Consider the following 25,624-nt stretch of genomic DNA (forward strand, 5'->3'; position numbering starts at 1 on the left):
AGGGCCCACCACGCGCGCTCTCATCGGGCGCCTGCCAGGACCGGGGACGGCTGGGAGGGTTCGGGGTCGGTGGCGGGGTCGCGGCGGCCGGGTGCGGCCAGCAGCAGTACGGCGAGGACCATCGCGCCCTGGAGCCACAGCCACGGGGTGTGCAGGAAGTGCGCGGGCGGAGGCTGGACGGGGGTGACCGTCTCGGCCACCCGCCACAGCCCGCCCGCTTCCGACAGGCTCATCCGCTGCAGCGACGGCTGCGAGTCCAGCGTCTCGGCCAGTCCGGCCGGCACCGGCGGGGCGATGGCGACCACGGCCACGCCCTGCTGGGCGAGCGTGGCGGCGTCCGTGCCGCCGCGCCCGCCGACGAGCCCTTCCGCGGCGGTGCGGACGCGTGCGCGGGCCTCGGGGTCGGCGGGCAGTTCCGCCTCGCCGAGGAGCGGGGCCCGGCCGGGCAGCAAGGTGAACTCCGAACCGTTGACGAGCAGGATCCGCTCTCCGGGCCGCGCGTGGATCGCGGCCAGCGGCGGCGTCGGGTCGGGCACGTCCGACCGGAGCGGCCCGCGTACCCCCTGGACGACCCAGTGACCGGCGGCGAGCAGCGGCGTGCTGATCGCCACGGCGGCCACCAGCACCGCCGCCATCCGGCGCACCCCGCCTGCCGCAACCAGCGCGGCGAGGCCCGGCGCGCTCAGGCCCGCGAGCACGATCAGCGCGGCGGCGGCCAGTGCCAGCGGCACGCCGGGCCAGGCCGCCGCGCCCGACACGGTGATCCGGGCGATCACGACCGCCACCAGCATCGCGAACAGGGCGGCCGCCCACCCGGCGGCCACCGCCCGCCGCCGCCTGCGGGCGAGCAGGGCGGCGAGCCCCGCGGCGACCAGCCCGGCGGTCACCCAGAACGGCGGCACGCCGGGCCCGCCCGGGTTGAGCGCCAGCAGGGACTCCGGCCCGAGCCGGGCGTCGCTCAGCGCCGGGCCGTGCAGCCCGGCCTCCAGCAGGAGCCGGCCCGGGTCCAGCGCCTGGTCCACCAGCCACGGCAGCAGCAGGGCGACCGGCACGGCCAGCGCGATGCCCGCCGAGGTCAGGACGCCGGGCCGCGCCCTGCGCAGCAGCCAGGCCGCCGCCCCGCCCAGCACGGCGACCAGCACGTAGACGAGCGGCACGAACGCGGTCCCGACGGCCAGCAGCAGACCGAGCCCCCAGGCGGCGCGGCGCGACCGGCGCGGGTCCCCGAACAGCAGGTGCCCGCCGAGCACCGCGTAAGCGGGCAACAGCACATGCACCACCGCCGTCCCCAGCCGCCCGGCCGCGACCGCACCGGTCACGACAGGCAGCAACGCGTACGTGGCCGCCACCCACACCCGAACCGCCACCCCAGTACGAGTGACCGCCCCCTCACCCCACCCCACCGCGGAATCGGCGGCCATGCCGGCCGCCCCGGAAGCGGTGGCCCGGCCCGCACGCCGCCCCGCCGGAGAAGCGGCAGCCGAACCCTCAACCTGCTCTCCCGTCCCGGTATCGACGGCAGCTCCACGCCGCCCCCGCCGCCGCCTGCCCGGCTCGGCACCCGAAGGGCGGCCAGCGGCCGGAGTGACGTCAAGGGTCGAGGAGAGACCCCGGCGCGAAGACCCGCTCGCGGCCAGAGCCCGGTCGGAAGGCGAGGCGAGATCAAAGCCCGAGGAACCCTCGGCAGCCGGGGAGCGGCCAGAGGATGAGATGAAGTCCGGACCCGAAGAACCGTCCCCAGTTGGAGAGCGACCCGAGGACGAGGCGAAATCAGGACCCGAAGAACCGTCCCCGACCGAGGAACGACCCCAGGGCGAGACGGGATGACGACCCGAGAAAGCATCCGCGATCGCCGAGCGACCCGAGGACGAGAAGGGATCACGACCCGAAGGACCGTCCGCGGCCGGAGAGCGGTCGGACGAGGAGGGGCGGCCTGTCGGGGGGTGTTTTGAGCGGCGGAGGAATGGGGGGAGGTCGGGGAGGGTGGTCAGGCGGCGGGTGGCGAGGTACGCGGACGCCCCGGCCAGGGGCACCGCGCCGAGGAGCAGCGCCGACACCACCGGACCCGTCTGCCCGAACGCCGGCAGGGACAGCGCCGCCAGCACCGCCACGTACGGCGGCGCCCAGCCGGCGGAGCCGCCGGTGTAGAAGGCCCAGAGGTCGGCCGCGCTCCCGGTCACCGGGACGAGCGCCCCGCCGCCGAGCCGGTCTCCGCCCAGCAGAGAGCGCGAGGCCACCAGCGTGACCAGAGTGAGCGCCAGCACGAGCAGCACCCCCGGCCGGCCGAGGAAGCGCTTGACCGCGCCGCGGTCCTCCGGCGGGAGCTCGTCGGGGTCCTCCGGCTTGCCGGGGGCGGCGGCGTGGTGGTGCCGGCCGGCGGACTCGACCGGCCGGTCGCCGCTCAGGAAGCCGCGCACCATGTCGACCAGCCGCCGCAGCCCCGACCCTCTGGGCGTGAGCAGCAACCGGACTCGCGCGTACCCCTTCTTGCGCCCTGCCCGCCTGGCCCGCCGCGCCCGCAGCAGCCGCAGCGGGTGGATGAGGATGGACCCGAGGGCGACCAGCTCGTCCAGCGCGTTCGCGGGCTGCTTGCCCACCAGGAACAGCGACGTCCGTACGAACGAGCCGAGCACGTTCCTGACCAGCGCCCACAGCATGGTGCGGAACGGCAGGTTCGCCATGACGACGAAGATCGCGTTGCGCCGGTCCAGGCGGCGCGGGTGGTCGCCGCTGACCGTGATGCGCCGCCGTCTGCGGGCCGCCGCCTCGGCGTGCCAGGCGACGGCGTCGGTGACGGCCAGCACGCGGTGGCCCGCGTTCCGTACCCGCCAGCACAGGTCGAGGTCGTCACGGAAGAGCGGAAAGAACGGGTCGAGCCCGCCGGCCGCCTCCCACACGTCGCGGCGGATCAGCATCCCGGCGGTGGACACCGACAGCGCCTCGCGGGTGCCGTCGTGCTGCCCCTGGTCGAACTCGTGCGGCTCCAGGCCGGTGTCCCTGCGGCCGGTGAGCCCGACGGTCACGCCGATCTCCAGCAGCCGCCGCCGGTCCAGCCAGTCGCGCAGCTTCGGTCCCAGCACGGCGGCCTTGCGGTCCTGGCCGGCGGCGTACAGCAGCGCCTCCAGAGCCCGCCAGTCGGGCGCGCAGTCGTCGTGCAGCAGCCAGACCCACTCGTCCTCGACGGCGGGCAGGTCGCTCAGCGCCTCGGCCACGGCCTCGCCGAAGCCCGTGGACCGGGGCAGCCTGCGCACGTTGCCGGGGCCGAGCGCCTCCGTCAGCAGGTCGGCCGAGCCGTCGCGGCTGCCGTTGTCGACACCGACCACGCGGTCCGGGCGCCGGCTCTGGCCCAGCAGGCCACGCAGGGTCTCCCCGAGCCAGCGGGCCCCGTCGTGGGAGACGACGACCACGGTGACGTAGGGACGGGACATCAGGCTCCAAGGGGCGGATGATCGGCGGCGCTTACCCTACAGGCCGAACCGGGTCATCCACATGAAAAAGGGGTCACACGGGAACTCCCGTGTGACCCCTCCGTCCGCATATCGCTAAACGGCCTCGCGCTTGATCCTTCTGCGCTCCCGCTCGGACAACCCACCCCAGATGCCGAAGCGCTCGTCGTGCTCAAGTGCGTATTCCAAGCACTCGGCACGAACCTCGCACGATCGGCACACCTTCTTGGCTTCTCTGGTGGAGCCGCCCTTTTCCGGGAAGAACGCCTCCGGATCAGTCTGCGCGCAGAGCGCGCGCTCCTGCCAGCCCAGTTCTTCAGCGTCAAGCTGATCTTGTGCGATGACCAAGTCGGTCACTGCACACCTCCCTGCCGCCCGCCCGCAATGGAGCCCCCCATGGAACGCCTTCCTTATTACCCACCCACTGGAAGGCGTAACAACATGGTTGTAATTACACGCGTGTGCTGTACGTGACGTCAAGCGGCATGCCGGTATCCGGGGAAAGACCTGGTCTCGCCCCGGTCCAGCTCGCGTGTGTGGTTCGCGCCCGAATTGCGCCGTTCTGATGCGGCGTGGACGGGCGTGTTCAACGCTGTCAGCGGTCGGAACCGTATCAGGGCGGGATAGAGCTCCGCCCTTCAGCCACCTCTTCTCTAGCAGTCCTTTGCGGGTCCCTTACCTGCGGGGCTCGTTGGGGGTGTATATCGCCGTCGGGTCGATCGGGTCGTCCCCGCGGTAGGAGTTCGGGTCGAGCCTGACCGTCGAGTCCGCCGGCTGACCGCCGCTCCAGCCCGCGGGCGCCTGGTGGGTCGGCTGGTAGGCCTGGGGCTCGTACGGGTTCGGCTGGCCGGGCTGGTGCTGGCCCTCCTGCGGCGCCTGGTGCTGGGGCTGGGGCTGGTGGGCCTGCTGCTGGGGCGGCTGCTGCGGGTGGCCGAACGGGTCGTCGTACGAATTCGGCTGGCTGGTGTAGTCCGGCACGCGCAGGTCGGGCTGGGTGCCGATGATGCCTGACTGGTACGTCTCCGCCTGCTGGTAGGCGTCGAGCAGCTGCTGCGAGCGCGGGTCCACGGGCGGGTCGGGCTCCTGGGGGGACCCGAACTCGTGGCCGGAGTACCCCGTGAACGGCTGGCCGCCCTGCGGCGGGGACTGCTGGTCGAACGCCGGCGCCTGGTCGTAGTAGGGCTGCTGGGCCTGGTCGGCCTGGGGGTAGGGGACGCTCGGCGCGGTCTCGCCCGAGGAGTAGGGCTGGCCGAACCCGCCGGACTGGCCCGCCGGGGGCTGGCTGTCCGCCTGCGGCGTGTACGGGGCGTACGCGTTGGGCTGGCTGTCGGCGGGGGTGTACGGGTTCGGCTGGGCGTAGACGTCGGGCTGGCTCTCGGCCGGGGCGTACGGGTTGGGCGGGGGGTACGCGTTGGGCAGGCTGTCGGCGGGCACGTACGGGGCGGGCTGATACTCCTGGGGCTTGAACCCGGCGTCCGGCGAGGTCTCACCGGAGGTGTACGCGGCCTGCTGGGCCTGGGGGGCGTAGGGGTCCTGGGCGTGGGCGGGCGTGGCGTACGGGTCCTGTCCCTGGCCGGGCGGCACGTACTGCTCCTGCGACTGCGCGGGCGGCGCCGCGTACGGGTCCTGGGCCTGCGGCGCGAACTGGTCCGGGGCCTGCGCGGGCGGCGCGTACTGGTCCTGGACGGGCGGAGTCGCGTACGCGCCCTGAGAGGGCGGGGCGTACTGGTCCTGCGCGGGCGAGGCGAACTCCTGCGCGGGAGGAGTCGCATACGCACCCTGGGCGGGCGCGGCGTACTGGTCCTGGGCGGAGGGGGCGTAGGCGTCCTGGGCGGGCGCGGCGTACTGATCCTGAACAGGCGGGACGTAGGCGTCCTGAGCGGGCGCGGCGTACTGGTCCTGGACGGGCGGGGCGTAGGCGTCCTGAGCGGGCGGAGCGTACTGGTCCTGGACGGGCGCGGCGTACTGGTCCTGGGCCGGGGCCTGTTGGGGGAAGGCCGGCTCGTGGCTCTGGTCGCGGTCCGCGGGGGCGGCCGGGAGCGCGGCCCTCGGCTGCTGGGACGGGGGCTGCGGCTGGTATGCCTCCTGCCCCTGCTGCGCGAATCCGGGAACGCCCTGGGACGGAGGCTGCGGGGCGTACTCCTGCGACGGAGGCTGGGGAGCGTATTCCTGGGACGGCGGCTGGGGGGCGTACTCCTGGGGCGGCGGCTGCTGGGCGAACCCCGGCATCGGCTGGCCCTGCGAAGGCGGCTGCTGGCCGTAGCCCGGCATCGGCTGGCCCTGGGAGGGAGGCTGCTGGCCGTACCCCTGCTGCTGGCCGAAGTCGGGCTGCTGCCCGTACCCCTGCTGGCCGAAGCCCTGCGGGCCGTACCCCGGCGGGAAGCCCTGCGGGTAGCCGGTGGGCTTGCGCTCGGGCAGGACCTGGGGCAGCAGATAGACCAGCGCGATCACGGTCAGCGCGAGCTGGGGCGCGCCGCCGAGCACGAACTCCACGGTGGAGCGCGCGCCCCGGTCCGCGAACAGCCCCAGCAGCAGCGACAGCGCGCCGAACAGGGTGGCCAGCCCGAGGAACGCCGTGGCGCCGTACGCCGCGATCTTGGCCTTGGGCGAGGGCGGGCCGACCTTGGTGAGCAGCAGCACCGCGCCGAGCAGCAGCGCGGTCACCACGGGGCTGGTCAGGCCCCCGAAGTACGTGGATGCGCGCTCCGTGATCGTGAAGCTGTCGGACGAGCCGATGAAGATCCGGCCGAGCGTGACCAGGATGTCCAGACCGCCGGCGGCCAGCATGATCCAGGCGGCCGGCTCTCTCAACCGGGCGACGTCAAGCTTGTTCACAACTACCCCCATCAGACCCTTTAGCCCGAAGGGAGTTTGCCATATCGTGGCAAAGACCGCTTCGATCACAGGTCGCGCGTTGGTCTCAATGCGCGCCCTTCCTCCCGCTTGCCCCGGCTCAGGGGAAGGGACAAAAGGGCACGATGCAAGACTGACCGCATGCACATCGTGTCCCTCGCCGGCGGCATCGGCGGCGCCCGTTTCCTGCGCGGGCTGCGCGCCACCGCCCCGGACGACCAGATCACCGTGATCGGCAACACCGGTGACGACATCACCCTGTTCGGCCTGCGGGTCTGCCCCGATCTCGACACCGTCATGTACACCCTGGGCGGCGGCATCAACGAGGAACAGGGCTGGGGCCGCCTGGACGAGACCCACGTGGTCAAGGAGGAGCTGGCCGCGTACGGGGTCGAACCGCAGTGGTTCGGGCTGGGCGACCGCGACTTCGCCACCCACATCGTGCGCTCCCAGATGCTGGAGGCCGGCTTCCCGCTCTCCCAGATCACCCAGGCCCTCTGCACCCGCTGGCAGCCGGGGGTGCGGCTGCTGCCGATGACCGACGACCGGTGCGAGACGCACGTGGTCATCTCCGACGAGCGGGGCAGGCGCGCCGTCCACTTCCAGGAGTGGTGGGTCCGGCTGCGCGCCTCGGTCCCGGCGGAGTCGTTCGCGCTGGTCGGCGTCGACGCCGCCAAGCCCGCGCCGGGCGTGCTGGAGGCCATCGCCGAGGCCGACCTGGTGATCCTGCCGCCGTCCAACCCGGTGGTCAGCATCGGGACGATCCTCCAGGTCCCGGGCATCCGCGAGGCGCTGCTGGCGAAGACCGTGGTGGGCGTCTCGCCCATCATCGGCGGCGCCCCGGTGCGCGGCATGGCCGACGCCTGCCTGACGGCGATCGGGGTGGAGACCAGCGCCCAGGCGGTGCTGGAGCTGTACGGCGCCGACCTGGTCGACGGCTGGCTGGTGGCGCCCGAGGACTCCGGGGTGGCGCTGGAAGGCGTCCGGGTGGCGGCCCGCCCCCTTCTCATGACCGACCAGGACGCGGCGGCCGCCATCGCCCGCGCCGCCCTCGACCTCGCGCAGGAGCTCTCCGGATGACCACTGACCCCACCCTCTCCGCGGCCGAGCGGCTGGAGGTGTTCGGCGTGCCCGGCCTCGGCGAGGTGCGCCCCGGAGACGACCTGGCCGTCCTGCTGGCGGACGCGGACGTGCGTGACGGCGACATCGTCGTCGTCACGTCCAAGATCGTGAGCAAGGCGGAGGGCCGCGTCCGCGAGGCCCCCGACCGGGCCAAGGCCATCGAGGACGAGACCGTCCGGGTGGTCGCCAGGCGCGGCGACACGGTGATCTCGCAGACCCGCCACGGCTTCGTCATGGCCGCCGCCGGGGTCGACGCGTCCAACACCGCCGCCGGCACCGTCCTGCTGCTCCCCGAGGACCCCGACGCCTCGGCGCGCCGGATCAGGGCCGGTCTGGGCCGCCGCGTCGGAGTGATCGTCTCCGACACGTTCGGCCGGCCGTGGCGGAACGGGCTGACCGACGTGGCCGTCGGCGTGGCCGGGATGCTCCCGCTGGCCGACTTCCGCGGCGGCGCCGACACCCACGGCAACCCGCTCAGCGCCACCGTGACGGCCCTGGCCGACGAGATCGCCGCCGCGGCCGAGCTGGTCAAGGGCAAGCTCGACGGGGTCCCCGTGGCGATCGTGCGCGGGCTGTCGCACCTGGTGACCGAGGACGACGGCCCGGGGGTCCGGCCGCTGGTGCGTCCCGCCGACGAGGACATGTTCCGGTACGGGTCGCGCGACGTGGTCTTCGCCCGCCGGACGATCAGGGCGTTCGCCGACCGGCCGGTGGATCCGCAGGCGGTGCGGCGGGCCGTGGCGGCGGGCATCGCCGCCCCCGCGCCGCACCACACGACGCCGTGGCGGTTCGTGCTGGTGGAGTCGGCGGAGACCCGGGTGCGGCTGCTCGACGCCATGCGCGAGGCGTGGATCGCCGACCTGCGCGGCGACGGGTTCACCGAGGAGTCGATCGCCAAGCGGATCCAGCGCGGCGACGTGCTGCGCGACGCGCCCTACCTGGTGGTGCCGTGCCTGGTGATGGAGGGCTCGCACACGTACCGCGACGAGCGGCGCAACGCGGCGGAGCGGGAGATGTTCGTGGTGGCGACGGGCGCGGGGGTGCAGAACTTCCTGGTCCAGCTCGCCGTCGAAGGGCTGGGCTCGGCGTGGGTGTCGTCGACCATGTTCTGCCGCCCGGTGGTGCGTGAGGTGCTCGACCTGCCGGAGGCGTGGGACCCGATGGGGTGCGTCGCGGTGGGCCACGCCGCCGCTCCCCCGCGCGACCGGGCGCCGCGCGACGCCGCGGACTTCACGGTGACGCGTTGATCCGGGGCGGCAGGGGTCACGTATCTCTCACTGACTGGCTTTCTCATGAATAGTCACGAATCGGTTCACTGTTAGGAAACTTTCCTTTACATTGGGCGCACCCCCCAAGGTAAAGGAGCCACTCGATGCGAAGGATGCTCACAGTACTGTCGGTGGCGGCGCTCGCCTCCGCCACCACGGTCGTCTCCGCCGCCCCCGCCCTGGCCCACGGGTACGTGAACGCGCCGCCCAGCCGGCAGGCCCACTGCGCGCAGGGCCGGGTCTCCGGCTGCGGCGACATCATCTACGAGCCGCAGAGCGTGGAAGGCCAGAAGGGCCAGCGCAACTGCCACGGCGGCGTGGCCCGGTTCGCCCAGCTCAGCGACGAGAGCAAGAACTGGCCCGTCACCTCGGTCGGCACCACGGTCAACTTCAACTGGACGCTGACCGCCCGCCACGCCACCAGCACCTGGGAGTACTACATCGGCGCCAACCGCGTCGCCGTGTTCAACGACGGCGGCCGGCAGCCCGCCGCCCAGGTCAGCCACACCGTGAACCTGTCGGGCTACAGCGGCAAGCAGAAGGTGCTGGCCATCTGGAACATCGCCGACACCCCCATGGCCTTCTACGCCTGCATCGACCTGCAGATCGGCGGCGGCGGCAACCCGAACCCCACCCCGACCCCGACACCCACCCCCACGCCCACCACACCGACCCCGACGCCCACCTCGAACCCGGGCGGCACCTGGAAGGCCGGCACCGCGTACGCGGTCGGCTCCACCGTGACCTACGGCGGCGCCACCTACCGCTGCATCCAGGCGCACACCGCCCTCACCGGCTGGGAGCCGCCGAACGTGCCCGCCCTCTGGCAGCGCGTCTGACGATCCCCTGAACCGAAGGGGGCGCCCCGCACGGCGCCCCCTTCTTCACGCCGCCGGCTTGCAGGTGGGATGGCAGAGGCGGCGGGCCAGGGCGGCGAGGAAGACGTCGATGATCTCGCCGGGCTGCTGGGCCACGTGCAGCGAGCCGTTGGTGGCGGCGGTGATGGCCGTCAGGCCGTCGCGGTCCACGTCGTCGCCGAAGGCGATGACGATGATCTGCACCGGCCGGTCCGGCTTCCACTCCCCGCGCAGCCGGTCCAGCAGGGCCTGCCGCTTGACGCCGCGGCCGTCGTCCTTCCCGGCGGTGATCACCAGGAGCGTGTTGTTCATCTCCTCGCGGTACTCGCCGCCGACCTCGCGGAAGCCGCCGAGTATCGCGTCGTAGAGCGAGCTGTCGCGGTCGGGGTCGGCCTTCATCGTGGTGGTCAGCCGGTTCAGCTCGCCGCGCCGGACGAGCTGGCCGGACTCCGGCTCGTTGATCGGCCCCAGGCCGACCCGCTCGCGGTAGCCGTGCAGGCCGCCGGCCCGGTGCGCGAACTCCCACAGCCCCATGTGCGTGGACTCGGGGAAGAGCTGGAGCCCGATCCTGGCCGCCTCCAGCGCGACCTCGGCCTTGGTTGTGCCCTTCAGCTTCTCCGCCATGTGCCTGGAGGTGTCGGTCAGCACGAGGATGTTCGTCGGCGGGGCGAGCCTGCTCCACGCCCGCAGCGCCTCGTCGATGTCCTCGGACGACACCGACGGGCGCACCTTCGGCGTCGCCTGCGGGATCTCCGGGCCCGGCGAGATCGGCCCGTGCGCGCCGTCCCCCGACCGGAAACCCGCCCGGCGCACGATCTCCTGCGCCTCGGCGTCCGCCAGCCAACCGGCGAACGCCTTGGACGCCTCGGCCACGGCCGGGTCGGTGGCGGTCACCACGTACGGGTAGTCGAGCGTGATCGTGCCCTCGCGCGGGTGCAGCGCGACCACCGGGTCGTCCGACGGGGCGCGGTTGTGGTGCCACACCGACTGCTCGGGCACGATGACGACCGGCCGCTGCCAGAACGTGCGGTCGTCCACCGCGGTCAGCATGCTCCGGTAGTCGGGCGCCGACCCGGCCTGCGCCCACCGGACGAACGCGGTCAGCGCCTTGTCCGCCTCCGGGCCCGTACCGACGACGTCGCGGGCGGCGGCGACGGTGGCGATGCCGGCGCCCGCCAGCGACGGGTCGGGCACGCGGACGACGTCGGGCTCGTTCTCCGTGGGCGCGAGCCGGCCCCGGACGGTGGCCGGGAACACCATCCGCCAGTTCATCTCCGTCTTGCCGATGGCGAACCGCTCGGCCAGCGACGAGCGGGTGGCGAACACCAGCGGCGAGGTGGCCACCACGGTCTCGCCGCCCGGCAGCGCGCCGGCCCCCTGGTCGCGGGCGAGCCGGATCCAGGCGGACGAGTCAGCCACCCACCCGTCCGGCCGCTCGCGCAGCACGCCCACCTTGTCGCCGATGAGCGTGCGTAAGACCGTGGCCGGAGGCTGCTCGGTCACCTGGACGAGCACGCATCGGCCGCCGGCCGTGGTTCTGGTCTCGTTGAACCGCCCGGCCGCCTCCATGACGGCGGGGGCCACGTCCACCGCGGCCGCCACGTCGACCAGAACAGGCTCTCGCGTGGCGCACACGGCCGCGCCGCCGCCGAACACCAGGACGATCGCCGCCGCGAGCACGGCCACCACGGTCGTGCCCGCCAGCACGCCGCGCCACAGCGCCCGGCTCCGCCTCTGCTGGGGGGACAGCGCGGCGCGGTGTCGGCCCAAACGCACGGTGAAACCTCTCTCCGAAGGGGGTGCCGATGTTCCCAGTGCCTCCCAGAGCGGACGACAGTCTAACTAGAACTGGTTATATCTACGCCAGGGGCAGCACCCTGCGCACGCTCTGGCACACGCCGTCGCTGGCCGCGGCGGCGGCCAGCCGCTCCGCGCCGGGCACGCCGTACTCGGTGGTGCGCTGGCGGACCGGCCGCCCGGTCACCTCCACCATGGCCCGCAGCTCGCTGATGGTCTTGTACGAGCCGTTCTCCGACCCGGCCATCCGGCTGATGGTCTCCTCCATGAGGGTGCCGCCCAGGTCGTTCACGCCGCCCTGGAGCACCTGGCGGCACAGGTCGTCCCTGAGCTTGACCCAGGAGCACTGGATGTTGCGGATCGCGCCGTGCAGCAGAATCCTGGCCAGCGCGTGCACGGCGCGGTTCTCCTGCGCGGTGGGGCCGGGCCTGGCCACACCCGCCAGATAGATGGGCGCGCTGGTGTGCACGAACGGCAGCAGCACGAACTCGGAGAAGCCGCCGGTCTCCTCCTGCAGCCGCCTGATCAGCTTGATGTGCCGCACCCAGTGCAGGTGGTTGTCCACGTGCCCGTACATCATCGTGGCGGTGGTCGGGATGCCGACCCGGTGGGCCGTCGTGACGACGTCGATCCACTCGGCGGCGGGCAGCTTGCCCTTGGTGAGCACCCAGCGCACGTCGTCGTCGAGGATCTCGGCGGCGGTCCCGGGCAGCGAGTCGACCCCGGCCTCGCGGGCGCCGTGCAGCCACTCCTCGACGGACAGGTTCGCCCGGCTGGCGCCGTTGATCACTTCCATCGGCGAGAAGGCGTGCACGTGCATGTCCGGTGTGCGCGCCTTGACCGCCCTGGCGATGTCGAAGTACGCGGTGCCGGGCAGGTCGGGGTGGATGCCGCCCTGCATGCACACCTCGGTGGCGCCCGCCTGCCAGCCCTCCTCCGCCCGGTCGGCCACCTGCTCCAGGCTGAGCGTGTACGCGTCGGCGTCCGTCCTGCGCTGGGCGAAGGCGCAGAACCGGCAGCCGGTGTAGCAGACGTTGGTGAAGTTGATGTTCCTGTTGACCACGTAGGTCACGTCGTCGCCGGCCGCCTCCCTGCGCAGCGCGTCGGCGATCCCGGCCAGCTCGTCCAGCGCCTCGCCGTCGGCCGACAGCAGCGCCACGGCCTCGTCGTCGGTGAGCCCGGCGGGGTCGCTCGCGGCCCTGCCCAGCGCCTTCCTGATCTCGGCGGGCGTCCCGCCGCCGCCGGTCGCGGCGGGGAGGCGGTCGCGCAGGGCCTCCCAGTCGCCGTACACGTGGTCGAAGTCGTCCCGCCGGTCGTGGGTGCGGCCCGTGGTGTCGACCTCGACGTGCAGGTCCACCCGCCCGCCTGGGGCGAACCCGCCGTCGGGCTCCTGCCAGGGCAGTCCCTCCGGGATCGCGCCCTCCCTGGCCAGCCCGGTCTCCGGCTCCGCCAGCGCGGCCACGTGCGCCGCCAGCCGCGGGTCCAGCCACGGCTCGCCCGCCCGGACGTACTCGGGATAGATCGTCAGCCTCTCCCTGAGCCGGAACCCCGACTCGGCGGTACGCGTCGCCAGCTCGTCGATCTGCGGCCACGGCCGCTCCGGGTTCACGTGGTCCGGGGTCAGCGGCGACACGCCGCCCCAGTCGTCGATCCCGGCCCGGATCATGAGCGCGTACTCGGCGTCGACCAGGTTCGGCGGCGCCTGGACGCGTGCCTTCGGCCCGAGGACGAGCCGGGTCACGGCGATGGTGGCGGCCAGCTCCTCCAGGTCGGCGTCCGGCAGCCCGCGCATCGCCGTGTCCGGCTTGGCGCGGAAGTTCTGCACGATGACCTCCTGGACGCCGCCGTACTCGCGGGCCACCCGGCGGATCGCGAAGATCGACTCGGCCCGGTCCTCGATCGTCTCCCCGATGCCGATGAGGATGCCGGTGGTGAACGGCACGTTGCTGCGCCCCGCGTCCTCCAGCACCCGCAGCCGCACCGCCGGGTCCTTGTCCGGCGACCCGTAGTGGGGCTGCCCCTTCTCCTCGAACAGGCGCCGCGACGTGGTCTCCAGCATCATGCCCATGGACGGGGACACCGGCTTGAGCCGCTGCAGGTCACGCCAGCTCAGCACGCCCGGGTTGAGGTGCGGCAGCAGCCCGGTCTCCTCCAGCACCCTGATCGCCATCGCGCGCACGTACGAGAGCGTGTCGTCGTAGCCGTGCGCGTCGAGCCACTCGCGGGCCTGGTGCCAGCGGTCCTCCGGCCGGTCGCCCAGCGTGAACAGCGCCTCCTTGCAACCCAGCGCGGCGCCCTGCCGGGCGATCTCCAGCACCTCGTCGGGGGACAGGAACGGCGACGGCAGCTTGTGCGGGGCGGTGGCGAACGTGCAGTAGCCGCAGCGATCCCGGCACAACCTGGTCAGGGGGATGAACACCTTACGGCTGTAGGTGATGGTCCCGGCACGGCCGACGGCCTCCAGGCCCGCGTCCCGTACCCGGGAGGCGTGCCCGAGCAGGGCGTCGAGATGCTCACCCCGCGCGTGCAGCAGCACGACGGCCTCGGTGAGGTCGAGCGCCTTGCCGTCACGGGCGCGGGCGAGAGCGCGGCGAAGGGCCGAATCACTGACAACGGTCATAGGCAGACCTTACTCAGGGGAACTTCGCAAAGCGGACGCCCGGTACCGCAGAACCGCGGTCAGAACGACCGGTAGTCCCTGGCGGCCATCCGGGGGCCGCGGGCCGGCGGGCGGCGGCCGGTCAGCGTGATGAACAGACCGGCCCGGTGGCGATGGCCGAGATACGGCTCCAGCAGGCGCAGCATGCCCGGGTCGTCGGTCTTCTCCCCCGTCAGCGCGTACCCCACGATCTTGGCGAGGTGGAAGTCGCCGACGCTGATCGCGTCGGGGTCGCCGAAGACCCGCTGGCGCACCTCCGCCGACGTCCACACCCCGATGCCCGGCAGCGCCCGCAGCAGCCGGTCGAGCTCCTCGCTGGTGGCCGCCGCCTCCAGCTTGGCGGCGTGCCAGGCGGCGGTCGCGATCGTCTTCGCGCGCACGGTCTCCGCGCCCGACCGGTGCCAGTGCCAGGCCGGGATCTCGCGCCACACCGACGGCTCCGGCGCCACCCGCATGCCCTCCGGGGCCGGCCCCGGCGCGGGCTCGCCGTAGCGACCCAGCAGCCACCGCCACGCCCGCCAGGCCTCCTGGCCGACGACCTTCTGCTCCAGCACCGCGGGCACCAGGGCCTCCATGACCCGGCCCGTCCTGCCGATCCGCAACCCCGCGTGCCTGCGCACCGCCTCGCGCAGGATCTCGTGCCTGGCCTCGAACCCGGAGACGTCGTCGTCGGCGCCGAGCAGCGCCGGCAGCCCGTCGAGCATCCACTCGGCCCCCGGCCCCCAGGCCTGCCCGCGCACCTGCCCGCCCGCCACCGACACCCGCAGCGTGGCGATCCCTCTGGGGGTGCGGCAGGTGCGCCAGATCGCGCCGTCGGGCGTCTGCCGCCAGGCCGGGTCACCGCCGCCCCGCTTGTGCGGCGCCAGCGCCAGGCCCACGTCCAGCGGCCCGTCCGGAACCCAGCTACGCTCCCTCACCCGTCCAGTCTGCCGTGCCCCCGCAGCTCAGCGCACCAGCACGAAGGCGCGGGTGGGGCGTACGGCCCGTCACTCCCGCACCCGTTCGTCCTCCGTACGAAGGCGCACGGCCGGTCACTCGTCGCTGGAGTAGCGGATCGCGCGCTCCGGCAGCTCCACCCCGGGCCAGACGCGCACCCCGGCCAGCAGCTCGTTGCCCGGCCCCACGACGGCGCCGTCGCCGATCACCGCGTCGCGCACCACCGCGCCGCCGCGGACCCGCGCGCCCCGGCCCAGGACCGAGTCGGTGACGACGGCGCCGGGCTCCACCACGGACTCCTCGCACAGCACCGAGCCGGTCACCGTGGCGCCCGCGCCGACCACCGCGCCTTCGCAGACGGACGTGCCGCCCTGCACCTTGGCCTCCGGGGACACCGACGAGCCAGGCAGCGCCAGGAACTCGCCCGTGGCCCCCGGCATCGCGGGCGACTCCAGCCGGCCGAGCACCAGGTCACGCGAGCCCTGCACGAACGCGGCCGGCGTGCCGACGTCCAGCCAGTAGGTGCGGGTGGCGTAACCGAGCACGGGCCGCCCCGACTCGATCAGGGCGGGGAACGTCTCGCGCTCCACCGACACCACCTCGTCGCGCGGGATCTCGTCGATGACCGACCGGGTGAACACGTAACAGCCGGCGTTGATCCGGTTGGTCACCGGATTGGGCGTCTTCTCCAGGAACGCCGTCACCCGTCCCTCGTCGTCGGTGGGCACGCAACCGAACCGGGCCGGATCTTCCACCTCCGTCAAATGGAGCGTTACAGCGGCCTGGCGCGCCAGGTGGAGGCGCACCTGCTCGCCGATGTCGTGACCCGACAGAATGTCGCCGTTGAGCACCAGGACCGGATCGGACGGCCCCGAGCCGAGCGCCTGGGCCGCGTTGCGGATCGCGCCGCCGGTGCCGAGCGGGGTCTCCTCCGTCATGTACTCCAGGGAGAGCCCCAGCGCCGACCCGTCGCCGAAGACCGGCTCGAACATCGCCGCCTTGTAAGACGTCGCGAAGACGATCCGGCGCACCCCGAACGCGCGGGCGCGCGCCAGCTGGTGGGCCAGGAACGGCACCCCCGCCGTCGGCAGCAGCGGCTTCGGCGTGCCGAGAGTCAACGGGTGCAGGCGCGTGCCACGGCCTCCGACCAGGAGTATCGCCTCGAGGTCTGGCAAAGAGCTGCTCTCCATAGTTGTGGGAGGTTACCGAACTATTCCGTCGCGCGTTGGAAGGCGCACAGGTGTGCCTCGGCCGAAGCTTCCCAGGTGAACTCGCGTGCCCTCCGCAGCCCCGCCTCGCTGAGCCGCCGCCTCCTCTCGGGCGAGGCCAGCAGGTCGGCGAGCCCCGCGGCGATGCTGCCGGCGTCGGGCTCGGTGTAGGCGACGGCGTCGCCGCCGACCTCCGGCAGTGACGTGCGGTGGGTGGTGAGCACCGGGGCCCCGCAGGCCATCGCCTCCAGCACCGGGAGCCCGAACCCCTCGCCCCGTGACGGGAACGCCACCACGAGCGCGCCGCCGAGGAACCCCGCCAGGTCGGGGGCGCCCAGGAAGCCCGGCCGCACCACCTTGACCGTGGCCTCCACCTCGCGGCACGCCGCGTCGACGTCGTCCTCGTGCACGCCGCCGCCGAGCACCAGGGCCGGCGGCGTCTCCAGGTCCTTGACCGCCGTGGCGAAGCCGCGGATCAGGTTGGGCACGTTCTTGCGCGGCTCCAGCGCGCCCAGGAACGCGACGTACGGCTGCCCGTGCAGCCCGCACCGGCTGGCCGCCCGCCTGGTCTCCTCCTCGGAGGGCGGGTGGAACTGGCTCTGGTCGACCCCGTGGTAGGCGACGTCGATGCGGGTCGGGTCGGCGTGGAGGACGCGCACGAGCTCGTCCCTGGTCGCCTTGGACGGCACGATCACCCGGTTGGCGTGGCGCACGGCGGTGCGGGTCGCGGAGCGGAAGAACGAGGCCTTGGCCGGGCTGTACTGCTCGGGCTCGGTGAACCAGGTGACGTCGTGCACCGTCACCACGGTCGGCAGGCCCGAGCGGAGCGGGATGGAGTAGTAGGGGGCGTGGATCACGTCGGCCCCGGCCTGGCGGGCGAGCAGCGGCAGTCCGGTCTGCTCCCAGGCGAGCCTGGCCGCGCGATTCGTGATCGAGACGGGACCGGGGAGGACGCGCGCGGACGGGGCCAGGCGTCTGTAGCGGGCGGCGTCGGCCCGCTGGCAGACCACCGCCAGGTCGGCGCCCGCCCGGTCGAGCGCCGCCACCAAGCCGTCGACATATCTGATCAGTGCGCCGCGGTCGGCGGGAACCGCCGCCGCGTCGACGAGCACTCGAGGCATTACGTGATCTTCTCCCCTCAAGATCAACGTGGGACCCGGCGGCCCCCCTCTTCTTCCACCTTATGACCAGCGTCCCCCAAAACGTGCGCCAAATCACACGGAGGAACGCCGCGCTGACAATCCGGCCACACCGGCGCAGATCAGGTCACCCAGCACGATCACCACGCGGGAGCTGAGCGCGACCGCGATGGCCGGTCCGGCCGGCATCACCGGCGCCAGCGCCGCCACCATGGCCACCTCCCTGACTCCCGCCCCTGCGGGCACCACGAACGTCATGATGCCCAGGCACCACGACAGCGCGAACGCCCCGACGGCGAAGACCACCCCGCCCTGCGGGGCGACGAAGTAGAGGTGGATCCCGTAACAGGCCCAGCCCGCGAACGCCCAGCCGAGCGCGGCGAGCATCCCCTTACGGGTGAGCGGCCGCTCCAGCGGCGGCCGCTTCAGCCTGCGCAGCCCGTAGCCGATCACCGCGTTGATCACCTTGGGCTCCAGCAGCACGAGCAGCGCCGGCACCAGGAGCAGCAGCCATCCGAACCGGTCCCAGCCCAGCGTCGCGAACGCCACCAGCAGCCCGCTGGCGAGTTGGACCGGCATCATCAGGAAGAACGCCGCCGCGCTCCTGGCCCGCGGCACCCCGAGGTCGCGGCCCATCTCCATCTGCGCGAGCATCGGCCACACGGCTCCCGGGATGTACTTGCCGAGCTGGCCCACGAAGAACACCTTGGCCGCGCTCCGTACGGGAAGCCGCGACCCCAGGTCGGCCAGCAGCGTCCGCCACGTCAGCATGGCGCCCAGCAGCGCCGCCACCACGGCGGCCAGCGAGGCTCCGACCATGCCCGGCGTCAGCTGCCGGAACCCGGCGGCGACCTCCTCCCACCGCGACGCCACGGCCCAGGCCCCGAACCCCAGCGCCACGACGAGGAACCCGCCCCGCACGGCCTTTCGCCACCCCCACCGCCTGGCGGGCACGGCACGCGGCTCTCCACCGGACGGAAGGGACGGCGACGCCTCGGACCGGGGGACGTCCGTCACAGCGGCCGGACCCGTTCGGGGGGCTGCGGGAGCGCGGGGCCCGCGGGCGGGCGCGGGGTCTTGGTCGCGACCCAGAGGTACGTGGGAACGAGGGGAAGCAGCAGCCGGAGCGCCGCCCGGGGTGTGCGGGCCAGGAGAGCGCGCGCCACACGGCCCGGGACGCCGGAGAACAGCTCGCCGCCCGCGAACCGCTCCGGCGTCGCGAGCACGGGGAACGTGTAGTCCCACACGTGGAAGGCGCGCAGCATCCTGCGCAGCCCGCGCCGGGTGCGGAACCGCTCGTAGTAGTGGTCGGCCCGCCCGGACGCGCGCACGTAGCGGTCGGCGAGCGAGGGCGGCAGGTAGGACAGGAACGGCAGCTTGTAGTGCGGCTCCATGACGCCCAGCCGGTTGCCCAGCCCGAGGTAGAGCACGCCCTCGTCGGAGAGCACCCGGCGCATCTCGGCCACCACCGCGTCGGGGTCGACCACGTGCTCGTAGATGTGGTTGAAGACCAGCACGTCGATCGACCCGTCGGGGAACGGCAGCGCCGTGCCGTCGCCGCAGACGAACGCCACCCGCTCGCCGAACCGGTCGGCCGCCCTGCGCAGCCCGGGCACGTCGATGTCGACGCCCAGCGTGTGCTTGGCCCCCGCCGCGGCCAGCTCGTCGGCGATGAACCCGGCCGAGCAGCCGACGTCGCCCACGGTCAGCCCGCCGAGCGGCCCGTGGAAGTGCTCCAGCACCGCGATGATCTTCGCGGCCTTGCGCCGGCGCTTCTCCTCGTCGAGCATCGCCGCCTGGAACTCGGAGTAGGCCAGCTGCGCGACCCGTTGCTTCCCCACGACGCCCAACAGTACCCGCGCCCGCCGCGACCATCAGTCGATCCGGCTTTGGTACGGTGCCCGCCAGTGCGAACCACCAATAAGCGGGTGCTCTATGGCTTTTCTGGACATGATCCGCGGCGAATTCATCGACATCATCGAATGGCTCGACGACAGCCGCGACACGATCGTGTGGCGCTTCCCCCGGCACGACAACGAGATCAAGATGGGCGCCAAGCTGGTGGTCCGCGAGTCCCAGGTGGCGGTGTTCGTCAACGAGGGCCACATCGCCGACGCGTTCCCACCCGGCACGTTCACGCTGCAGACGCGCAACCTGCCCGTCCTGTCCACGCTCAAGGGCTGGAAGTACGGCTTCGACTCGCCGTTCAAGGCCGAGGTGTACTTCGTCAGCACCCGGCGGTTCACCGACTTCAAGTGGGGCACGCAGAACCCGATCATGCTGCGCGACCCGGAGTTCGGCCCGGTGCGGCTGCGGGCGTTCGGCTCCTACTCGGTCCAGGTCACCGAGCCGATGAGCCTGCTGCGCGAGCTGGCCGGCACCGACCAGCGCTTCCGCACCGAGGAGGTCGAGGGCTACCTGCGCCAGATGATCGTCGGCCGGCTGGCGGGCGCGCTCGGCGCGGCGCAGGTGCCGGTGCTGGACCTGGCCGCCGACCAGCACGCCATGGGACAGAAGCTGGCCGACATCCTCTCCGCCGACCTGTCCACCGTGGGGCTGTCGATCCCGAACTTCTCCTTCGAGAACATCTCGTTCCCGCCCGAGGTGGAGAAGGCGCTGGACAAGCGCACCCAGATGGGCCTGGCGGGCGACCTGGGCCAATACACGAGGTTCCAGGCGGCCAACGCGCTGGAGAACGCGGGCGGCGCCGGCGAGGGCATGGGCCTCGGCATGGGCATCGCGGCCGGCCAGCAGATGGCGGCCTCCCTGAGCCAGCCCGCCCAGCAGCCGCCGCCGCTCCCTCAGCAGCACCAGTGGTTCCTCGGGGTCGGCGGCGAGCGGCGCGGCCCGTTCGACGAGGCCGGACTGGCCGCCGCCGGGCTCACCCCCGACGCGCTGGTGTGGCGGGCCGGCATGGCCCAGTGGGCGCCCGCCCGCGACGTCCCCGAACTGGCCGCCCTGCTGCACAACACCCCGCCGCCGCTCCCGCCGTCCTGACCGGCTCCCTCGTCCTCACCGCCCCGGCGCCCCGTACGGAAAGACCCGCGATGACCTCGCTCACCCCCACCACCCACCCCTGCGGGGGCTGCGGCGCGAGCGTCCAGTACGCGCCCGGCACCAGCGTGCTGCGCTGCCCGTACTGCGGCCACGAGCAGCCGATCGCCGCCCCCACCCGGCACGTCCGCGAGCACTCCTACGACGCGTTCCTGGCCAAGCCCCGCGTCCAGGCCATCGCGCCGAACCAGTTCACCTGCCCGGGCTGCGGCGCCCGCACCGAGAGCGACGCGATCTCCAAGGACTGCCAGTTCTGCGGCACCGCGCTGGTCGCGGGCAGCACCGGCGACGAGATCGCGCCGGAGGCCGTGCTGCCGTTCGCGCTCGACAAGGGAGCCGCCCGCGACGCGCTCCGCACGTGGACCAGGTCCCGCTGGTTCGCCCCGAACCGCCTCAAGAAGGTCACCGAGGCGGAGTCGATGAAGAGCACCTACCTGCCCCACTGGACGTTCGACGCGAGCACCTTCTCCCACTACTCCGGCCAGCGCGGCGTCCACTACTGGGTCACCGAGACCTACACGGACAACGGCCAGACCAAGACCCGCCGGGTGCGCAAGACCCGCTGGTATCCAGCCAGCGGCTCGGTGACCAGGGCGTTCGACGACGTGCTGGTCTCGGCCACCGCCCGGGTGCCGAGGGAGCGGCTGGACGCGCTGGAGCCGTGGCCGCTGGAGCGCGCGGTGGCGTTCGAGCCCGGCTTCGTCGCCGGCCACCACAGCCTCCGCTACGACGCCGGACCCGAGGCCGGCCTGGAGAACGCCAAGGGCAAGATGGCCGAGGTGATCGCCGCCGACTGCAAGCGCGACATCGGCGGCGACGTGCAACGTCTGCACAGCGTCGACACCCGCTACGCGGACGTCACGTTCAAGCTGGTGCTGCTGCCGGTCTGGGTCGGCTCCTACCTGTACGGAGGCAGGCCGTACCAGGTGCTGGTCAACGGGGTGGGCGGAGAGGTGCAGGGCGATCGCCCGTACAGCGCCGTGAAGATCACCCTGGCGGTGCTGGCGGCGGTGGCGCTGGTCGCGCTCGTCGTCTCGCTGTTCGTGATGCGGTAACTGGCTTTCACCTGGGCGGACACCGTACCCTTGCGTGATGTTCCGCCGCCTGCTGCGCATCGTCCTCGCGCTGGTCGCGCTCGGGTTCCTGGGCTACGGCCTGGCGGCCAACTGGGCCGACACCACGGCGGCGGTCGCCGAGATCCCGCTGTGGGCGGTCGCCGGCGCGTTCGCCGCCGTGCTGCTCGGCCAGTTCTGCATGCTGCTCGCCTGGCGGCAGGTGCTGGCCGGGCTGGGCTCGCCGCTGCCGGTGCGGACCGCGGGGCGCATCATGTTCGTGGGCCAGATGGGCAAGTACATCCCCGGCGCGATCTGGGCGTACGCGGCGATGATGGACCTGGGCCGCGACCACGGCAGCCCGCCGCGCCGCACGTTCGCGTGCATCTCGCTGGCGCTGGTGATCAACCTGGGCGTCGGCATCGCGATCGCCGCCGCCACCCTGGCCACCCAGGAGGTGGTGCGGCAGGCGTGGTACCTGCTGCTCCTGCTGCCGGTGATCGCCGTCTGCATGCATCCGAAGATCCTCACCTGGGGGCTCAACCTGGCGCTGCGGCTGGCCCGCCGCGACACGCTCGACTCCGTGCTGCCCGGCCGCACGGTCCTGGTCGCGGCCGCCTGGACGGTGCTCGGCTGGCTCGTGTACGGGCTCCACACGTGGATGCTCGCGGGCCGCTGGGACCTGTACGTGATCGCGACCGGCGCCTACGCGTTCGCCTGGTCGACCGGGCTGCTCGCGTTCCTGGTGCCGGCCGGGGTGGGCGTGCGGGAGGGCGCGCTGGTGCTGGTGCTCCACCCGATCCTCGGCACCGGCCCGGCGCTCGCGGTGGCGGTGGTGTCGCGGCTGGTGTTCACGCTCGCCGACGTGACGGCCGCCGGGCTGGCGTTCCTGCTGGGCCGTCAGCCGAGCAGGGTGGCGGTGTACGAGGCCCAGAACGGGTCGGGGTCGACGGCCTTGACGCCCGACCGCAACCTCTCGGGCTCCCCCGAGGCGTAGAACCGCTCGATCGCGTCGCGGAGCGCGCCGGCGCTGCCCGGCTCCACGAGCAGCCCGTCCACGCCGTCGGTGACATGGTCGGCGAGCGCCCCCACCCGGGTGGCGATCACCGGCACGCCGTGCTCGTGCGCGAGCCACACGTTCTGGCTGGCGGTGGCGCTGCGGTAGGGCAGCACCAGCGCGTCGGCCCCGGCGAACAGCGAGGGCACGTCCTCGGCCGCGACGTAGCCGGGCCGCAGGTCCACCCGGTCGGCCAGGCCCAGCTCGCCGACCAGCGCCTTCGTCTCGTCGAGCCCGCCCCAGAACTCCCCGGCCACGGTCAGCGACACCCCCGCGGGCAGCGCCCGCAGCAGCAGGTCGAGCCCTTTGTACGGGCGCACGATGCCGAAGAACAGCAGCCGCCGGTGCACCCGGTCGGACCGGGCGGCGTGGGTGGACGGCAGGTGCGGCGGCAGCGCGGCCACCCGCACCGGCCTGGTGGTCAGCTCGCGGGCCACCCCTGCCTGCTGCTCGGAGTGGGTGAGCACCACCCCCGCCCGCCTGAGCAACGCCCTCATCAGCGGCCGGTCGTACGGCTTGCGCTCGTGCGGCAGCACGTTGTGGCAGAGCGCGACCGTCCGGGCCCGGCCCCGCAGCCCGGCCAGGATCGCCAGGTAGGGCGGCACCTGCACCGGGCTGAGCACGGCCAGGACCACCAGGTCGGCGGCGCGCAGCCGCCGCCCGGCGGCCACCCACCCGCCGGGCCTGCGCCAGTCGAGCTCGCGCAGCACCTTCGGGTACGGGACGCCTTCCGGCGCGTCGATCGTCTGCTGCCCCGGGTAGAGGAACGACGGGTACTGCGCCCGCCAGGACTCGATGACCACGTCGTGGCCGAGCGCGGCCAGCCGGTGCGCCAGCTCGGTGGTGTGCTGCGCCCCGCCGCCCTTGTACGGGTAGGTGGGGCCGACGATCGCGACGCGCACGCTCAGTCTCCCCGCGACCGCACGATCAGGTCGGCCAGCAGCGCCACCGAACCGATCAGCATCCCGGACAGGAAGATCATGACGGTGTTGGCCGGGAAGTAGAACGGGTGCTGGATCATGTCCCACGCGCCCTTCACGAGCCCGATGCCGACCAGCCAGAGCGCCGGCGGCATGAGCACCTTGAGCGGGTTGAAGTACATGATCATCCGCAGCACCTGCAGGATGTAGCGGTAGGCGTCGGAGACGAAGCTGAACTTCGACTTGCCCGCCCGCTTGGCGTAGCCGATCGGCAGGTAGTAGACGTCGTGCTGGTTGGACAGGAACGACAGCGTGATCGTCGTGACGCAGGAGAACCCGGGCGGCAGCAGCCGCAGGTAGGGCTTGGCCACCGACTTGCGGAAGGCCCGCAGCCCCGAGTTGAGGTCGGGGATCTTCTGCCCGGCGAGCATCTCGGCGACCTTGCGGATCACCCACTTGGCGGGCACCCGCAGCAGCTTGTGGGACCCCTCCTCGCTGGTGCGCGCCCCGACGACCTGGTCGATCGTCGGGTCCTTGTCGAGGATCTGCACCAGCTCGGGGATGCGCTCGTTGGGGTAGGTCATGTCGGCGTCGGTCCAGACGACGATCTCGCCCCTGGCCTCCTGCGTGCCGATCCTGCGCACGGTGCCGGAGCCGCCGTTGCGGTGGAAGGCCCGGATGCGCAGGTGGGGGTAGAGCGGCGCGGCCTCCTTGAGCCTGGCCAGCGTCTCGTCGGTCGAGCAGTCGTCGACGGCGACCAGCTCGTAGGTGTAGCCGCTCGAGTCCATCGCCTTGGTGATGCGGTCGACCTCGTCGATGACATGGTCCTGCTCGTTGTAACAGGGCAGGACGATGGTGACGTACGGGGTTTCCTCATCCACGGCGGGTCCACCTTGCTGCGGGGGCTCTGAGCGTTCTCACGTGGGACGAGGGTACTCTGCCGTTCACCGAGCATCAGCAATTCTCGGTGCTTCGCCCATTGCTGGGCGAAGGTCCCCGTCTGACCCAGGCGGATTGGCCTCGTGCGGGGTAGACGCTTCATAGCCACCGGCCTCGCCAGGCGGGGACCTACGGTCGGCTCCACGTCCGGTTAGCGTCTCCGGGCCACTCCCGGCGACATGCTTCACAAGGGAAGCGAGATTGATCGCGGCATTGACATCGCGATCCAGAGTGAGTCCACAGGACTCGCAGGTGAACGTACGGACACGTAGGGGCAGCTTGGCTTTCACCGCCCCACATCCCGAGCACGTCTTCGATGACGGAAACCACCGGTTGGCGACGACCAGGTTCCCGCCGTTCCATGCGGTCTTGCAGGCGAGTTGGCGGCGAATCTCACCGAACCCGGCATCGGAGACGGCGCGAGCGAGTTTCCGATGCCGCACCATTCCGGAGACGTTGAGATCTTCGACCACGATGGTGCCGTACTCGCGGGTGAGACTCGCGGTCAGCTTGTGGATCGCATCAAGACGCGGTGCCACCACCTGGTGGTGGACCTGGTTGCGGTGCGCGTTGGCACGTCGCCACCGGTTGGACGGCCGTTGCCCGGTCCGCCGGTCAGGGCCGACCTTTCGGGAGACCGACCGCGAGGCGCGGCGTAGCTTCCGTAGCGCCGAAGCGAGATGCTTCGGGTTCTCTGCCGGAGCCCGTCCGTCCGAGAACACCGCCAACATCTTGACGCCGAGGTCAACGCCGAGCACCGCGTCCGGACGCGAGGGTTTACGCTCGGCGCGCTCACGTGCACCGAGAACGACGCGAACCAGCGTCCCGCTTCGAACCGGACCGACGGCGCGCTGTTCCGCTTGGACCGGAACGACGGGAAGCCCATCCTCCGGCCCTTGCGCTCGCCCTTTCTGGAGTCGGTCCAGTTCTTCAACGCGGTGGCGAGGCGGTCAAGGCCGGACGCGTACGCCTCCTTGGAGTTCTCCCGCCACCACGGCGCTACATCGTCCTTTGCGATGTTCCACGCCTTACGCAGCGAGTACATCGACCATGACAGGGATGGCGTCAACAACTCGTCAGGGATGCCGTAGGAGCGCTCGGCGGACCGCTGGTCGAGGTTCGCCTTGATGCGCGCGAGGCCCCAGTTGAACGCCACCCGCGCCGCAGTGGGATGCGAGCGCGCGCCCCCTGAGCAGGGGTGGGGTCGAGGGCGAATCGGTACGCACGTTGATGTGGGAGGAGGCGCCACTGCGTGCGTGGAGAGCCGCCCACCCCCCTCGGCCGAGAATGCCTGACAGGGGCTGAAAGCAGTTCCCA

19 protein-coding genes are annotated in these 25,624 nt (G+C 72.6%); 6 read left to right on the forward strand and 13 right to left on the reverse strand.

What is annotated here, in order from left to right:
- Nucleotides 1–20: 20 nt before the first annotated feature.
- The 3 genes from KME79_RS44590 to KME79_RS05740 all read right to left on the reverse strand — a co-directional run bounded on the left by KME79_RS44590 (nucleotide 21) and on the right by KME79_RS05740 (nucleotide 6,281).
- Nucleotides 21–3,428 carry a glycosyltransferase family 2 protein gene (locus KME79_RS44590; RefSeq protein ID WP_246639342.1) on the reverse strand — a complete coding sequence of 1,136 codons (3,408 nt, stop codon included), beginning with the start codon at nucleotides 3,426–3,428 and terminating at the stop codon, nucleotides 21–23.
- Between the two features lie 114 nt (nucleotides 3,429–3,542).
- Nucleotides 3,543–3,803: a WhiB family transcriptional regulator gene (locus KME79_RS05735; RefSeq protein WP_185088496.1), complete on the reverse strand. Its 261-nt coding sequence runs from the start codon at nucleotides 3,801–3,803 to the stop codon at nucleotides 3,543–3,545.
- A gap of 318 nt (nucleotides 3,804–4,121) precedes the next feature.
- On the reverse strand, nucleotides 4,122–6,281 hold the full coding sequence (locus KME79_RS05740) for a hypothetical protein (protein WP_219543572.1): 2,160 nt from the start codon (nucleotides 6,279–6,281) through the stop codon (nucleotides 4,122–4,124).
- Between the two features lie 159 nt (nucleotides 6,282–6,440).
- On the opposite strand from KME79_RS05740, the gene cofD reads away from it, so the two are divergent.
- The 3 genes from cofD (at nucleotide 6,441) to KME79_RS05755 (ending at nucleotide 9,528) form a co-directional block, all read left to right on the forward strand.
- Nucleotides 6,441–7,379: a 2-phospho-L-lactate transferase gene (gene cofD / locus KME79_RS05745; RefSeq protein WP_219543573.1), complete on the forward strand. Its 939-nt coding sequence runs from the start codon at nucleotides 6,441–6,443 to the stop codon at nucleotides 7,377–7,379.
- Complete coding sequence (locus tag KME79_RS05750; RefSeq protein WP_219543574.1) at nucleotides 7,376–8,668, forward strand: coenzyme F420-0:L-glutamate ligase; 1,293 nt, start codon at nucleotides 7,376–7,378, stop codon at nucleotides 8,666–8,668. The genes cofD and KME79_RS05750 overlap by 4 nt, the downstream gene beginning before the upstream one ends.
- Before the next feature lie 125 nt (nucleotides 8,669–8,793).
- Nucleotides 8,794–9,528, forward strand: coding sequence for a lytic polysaccharide monooxygenase (locus tag KME79_RS05755; protein WP_219543575.1), 735 nt, complete (start codon nucleotides 8,794–8,796; stop codon nucleotides 9,526–9,528).
- Between the two features lie 45 nt (nucleotides 9,529–9,573).
- Here KME79_RS05755 and KME79_RS05760 read toward each other — a convergent pair whose 3' ends face one another.
- The 7 genes from KME79_RS05760 to KME79_RS05790 form a co-directional block, all read right to left on the reverse strand.
- Nucleotides 9,574–11,322 (reverse strand): substrate-binding and VWA domain-containing protein, encoded by a 1,749-nt coding sequence (locus KME79_RS05760; protein ID WP_308248803.1) that lies wholly within the window; start codon nucleotides 11,320–11,322, stop codon nucleotides 9,574–9,576.
- An 82-nt stretch (nucleotides 11,323–11,404) separates the two neighbouring features.
- Complete coding sequence (locus tag KME79_RS05765; RefSeq protein WP_219543576.1) at nucleotides 11,405–13,963, reverse strand: bifunctional FO biosynthesis protein CofGH; 2,559 nt, start codon at nucleotides 13,961–13,963, stop codon at nucleotides 11,405–11,407.
- Between the two features lie 59 nt (nucleotides 13,964–14,022).
- Nucleotides 14,023–14,919 carry a DNA-3-methyladenine glycosylase family protein gene (locus tag KME79_RS05770; protein WP_219543577.1) on the reverse strand — a complete coding sequence of 299 codons (897 nt, stop codon included), beginning with the start codon at nucleotides 14,917–14,919 and terminating at the stop codon, nucleotides 14,023–14,025.
- Between the two features lie 114 nt (nucleotides 14,920–15,033).
- Nucleotides 15,034–16,113, reverse strand: coding sequence for a mannose-1-phosphate guanylyltransferase (gene manB / locus KME79_RS05775; RefSeq protein ID WP_246639343.1), 1,080 nt, complete (start codon nucleotides 16,111–16,113; stop codon nucleotides 15,034–15,036).
- Nucleotides 16,114–16,148: 35 nt separating this feature from the next.
- Nucleotides 16,149–17,267, reverse strand: a complete 1,119-nt coding sequence (locus KME79_RS05780; RefSeq protein ID WP_246639344.1) for a glycosyltransferase family 4 protein — start codon at nucleotides 17,265–17,267, stop codon at nucleotides 16,149–16,151.
- A 93-nt stretch (nucleotides 17,268–17,360) separates the two neighbouring features.
- The gene (locus tag KME79_RS05785; protein WP_219543578.1) at nucleotides 17,361–18,239 is read right to left on the reverse strand and encodes a lysylphosphatidylglycerol synthase domain-containing protein; all 879 of its coding nucleotides are present in this window, start codon (nucleotides 18,237–18,239) and stop codon (nucleotides 17,361–17,363) included.
- 59 nt (nucleotides 18,240–18,298) lie between these two features.
- Nucleotides 18,299–19,126, reverse strand: a complete 828-nt coding sequence (locus KME79_RS05790) for a class I SAM-dependent methyltransferase (RefSeq protein ID WP_219543579.1) — start codon at nucleotides 19,124–19,126, stop codon at nucleotides 18,299–18,301.
- A 109-nt stretch (nucleotides 19,127–19,235) separates the two neighbouring features.
- Between KME79_RS05790 and KME79_RS05795 the strand changes: the two genes are divergently transcribed.
- From KME79_RS05795 to KME79_RS05805, 3 genes are read left to right on the forward strand one after another with little or no spacing between them, the layout of a single operon-like run.
- Nucleotides 19,236–20,282 carry an SPFH domain-containing protein gene (locus KME79_RS05795; protein WP_246639345.1) on the forward strand — a complete coding sequence of 349 codons (1,047 nt, stop codon included), beginning with the start codon at nucleotides 19,236–19,238 and terminating at the stop codon, nucleotides 20,280–20,282.
- A 50-nt stretch (nucleotides 20,283–20,332) separates the two neighbouring features.
- Nucleotides 20,333–21,394 carry a TFIIB-type zinc ribbon-containing protein gene (locus KME79_RS05800; protein ID WP_219543581.1) on the forward strand — a complete coding sequence of 354 codons (1,062 nt, stop codon included), beginning with the start codon at nucleotides 20,333–20,335 and terminating at the stop codon, nucleotides 21,392–21,394.
- Nucleotides 21,395–21,431: 37 nt separating this feature from the next.
- On the forward strand, nucleotides 21,432–22,388 hold the full coding sequence (locus KME79_RS05805; protein ID WP_148037071.1) for a lysylphosphatidylglycerol synthase transmembrane domain-containing protein: 957 nt from the start codon (nucleotides 21,432–21,434) through the stop codon (nucleotides 22,386–22,388).
- Here the strand turns inward: KME79_RS05805 and KME79_RS05810 are convergent.
- From KME79_RS05810 to KME79_RS47370, 3 genes are all read right to left on the reverse strand, one after another.
- A complete protein-coding gene (locus tag KME79_RS05810) occupies nucleotides 22,292–23,350 on the reverse strand; it encodes a glycosyltransferase family 4 protein (RefSeq protein ID WP_219543582.1) in 1,059 nt (352 codons plus the stop codon). The two genes, KME79_RS05805 and KME79_RS05810, sit on opposite strands and share 97 nt — an antisense overlap.
- A gap of 2 nt (nucleotides 23,351–23,352) precedes the next feature.
- Nucleotides 23,353–24,249 carry a glycosyltransferase family 2 protein gene (locus KME79_RS05815; protein ID WP_148037069.1) on the reverse strand — a complete coding sequence of 299 codons (897 nt, stop codon included), beginning with the start codon at nucleotides 24,247–24,249 and terminating at the stop codon, nucleotides 23,353–23,355.
- 63 nt (nucleotides 24,250–24,312) lie between these two features.
- Nucleotides 24,313–25,233, reverse strand: a complete 921-nt coding sequence (locus KME79_RS47370) for an RNA-guided endonuclease TnpB family protein (RefSeq protein ID WP_372452405.1) — start codon at nucleotides 25,231–25,233, stop codon at nucleotides 24,313–24,315.
- Nucleotides 25,234–25,624 lie beyond the last annotated feature (391 nt).

The sequence above is a fragment of the Nonomuraea harbinensis genome (assembly GCF_019396385.1).
Classification (GTDB): Bacteria; Actinomycetota; Actinomycetes; order Streptosporangiales; family Streptosporangiaceae; genus Nonomuraea; species Nonomuraea ferruginea.

Excerpts from the sequence above, each read along its gene's own strand:
- KME79_RS44590 (WP_246639342.1), bottom strand. The coding sequence starts at position 3,428 with ATGTCCCGTCCCTACGTCACCGTGGTCGTCGTCTCCCACGACGGGGCC.
- cofD (WP_219543573.1), top strand. The coding sequence starts at position 6,441 with ATGCACATCGTGTCCCTCGCCGGCGGCATCGGCGGCGCCCGTTTCCTG.
- KME79_RS05750 (WP_219543574.1), top strand. The coding sequence starts at position 7,376 with ATGACCACTGACCCCACCCTCTCCGCGGCCGAGCGGCTGGAGGTGTTC.
- KME79_RS05755 (WP_219543575.1), top strand. The coding sequence starts at position 8,794 with ATGCGAAGGATGCTCACAGTACTGTCGGTGGCGGCGCTCGCCTCCGCC.
- KME79_RS05765 (WP_219543576.1), bottom strand. The coding sequence starts at position 13,963 with ATGACCGTTGTCAGTGATTCGGCCCTTCGCCGCGCTCTCGCCCGCGCC.
- KME79_RS05780 (WP_246639344.1), bottom strand. The coding sequence starts at position 17,267 with ATGCCTCGAGTGCTCGTCGACGCGGCGGCGGTTCCCGCCGACCGCGGC.
- KME79_RS05795 (WP_246639345.1), top strand. The coding sequence starts at position 19,236 with ATGATCCGCGGCGAATTCATCGACATCATCGAATGGCTCGACGACAGC.
- KME79_RS05800 (WP_219543581.1), top strand. The coding sequence starts at position 20,333 with ATGACCTCGCTCACCCCCACCACCCACCCCTGCGGGGGCTGCGGCGCG.
- KME79_RS05805 (WP_148037071.1), top strand. The coding sequence starts at position 21,432 with ATGTTCCGCCGCCTGCTGCGCATCGTCCTCGCGCTGGTCGCGCTCGGG.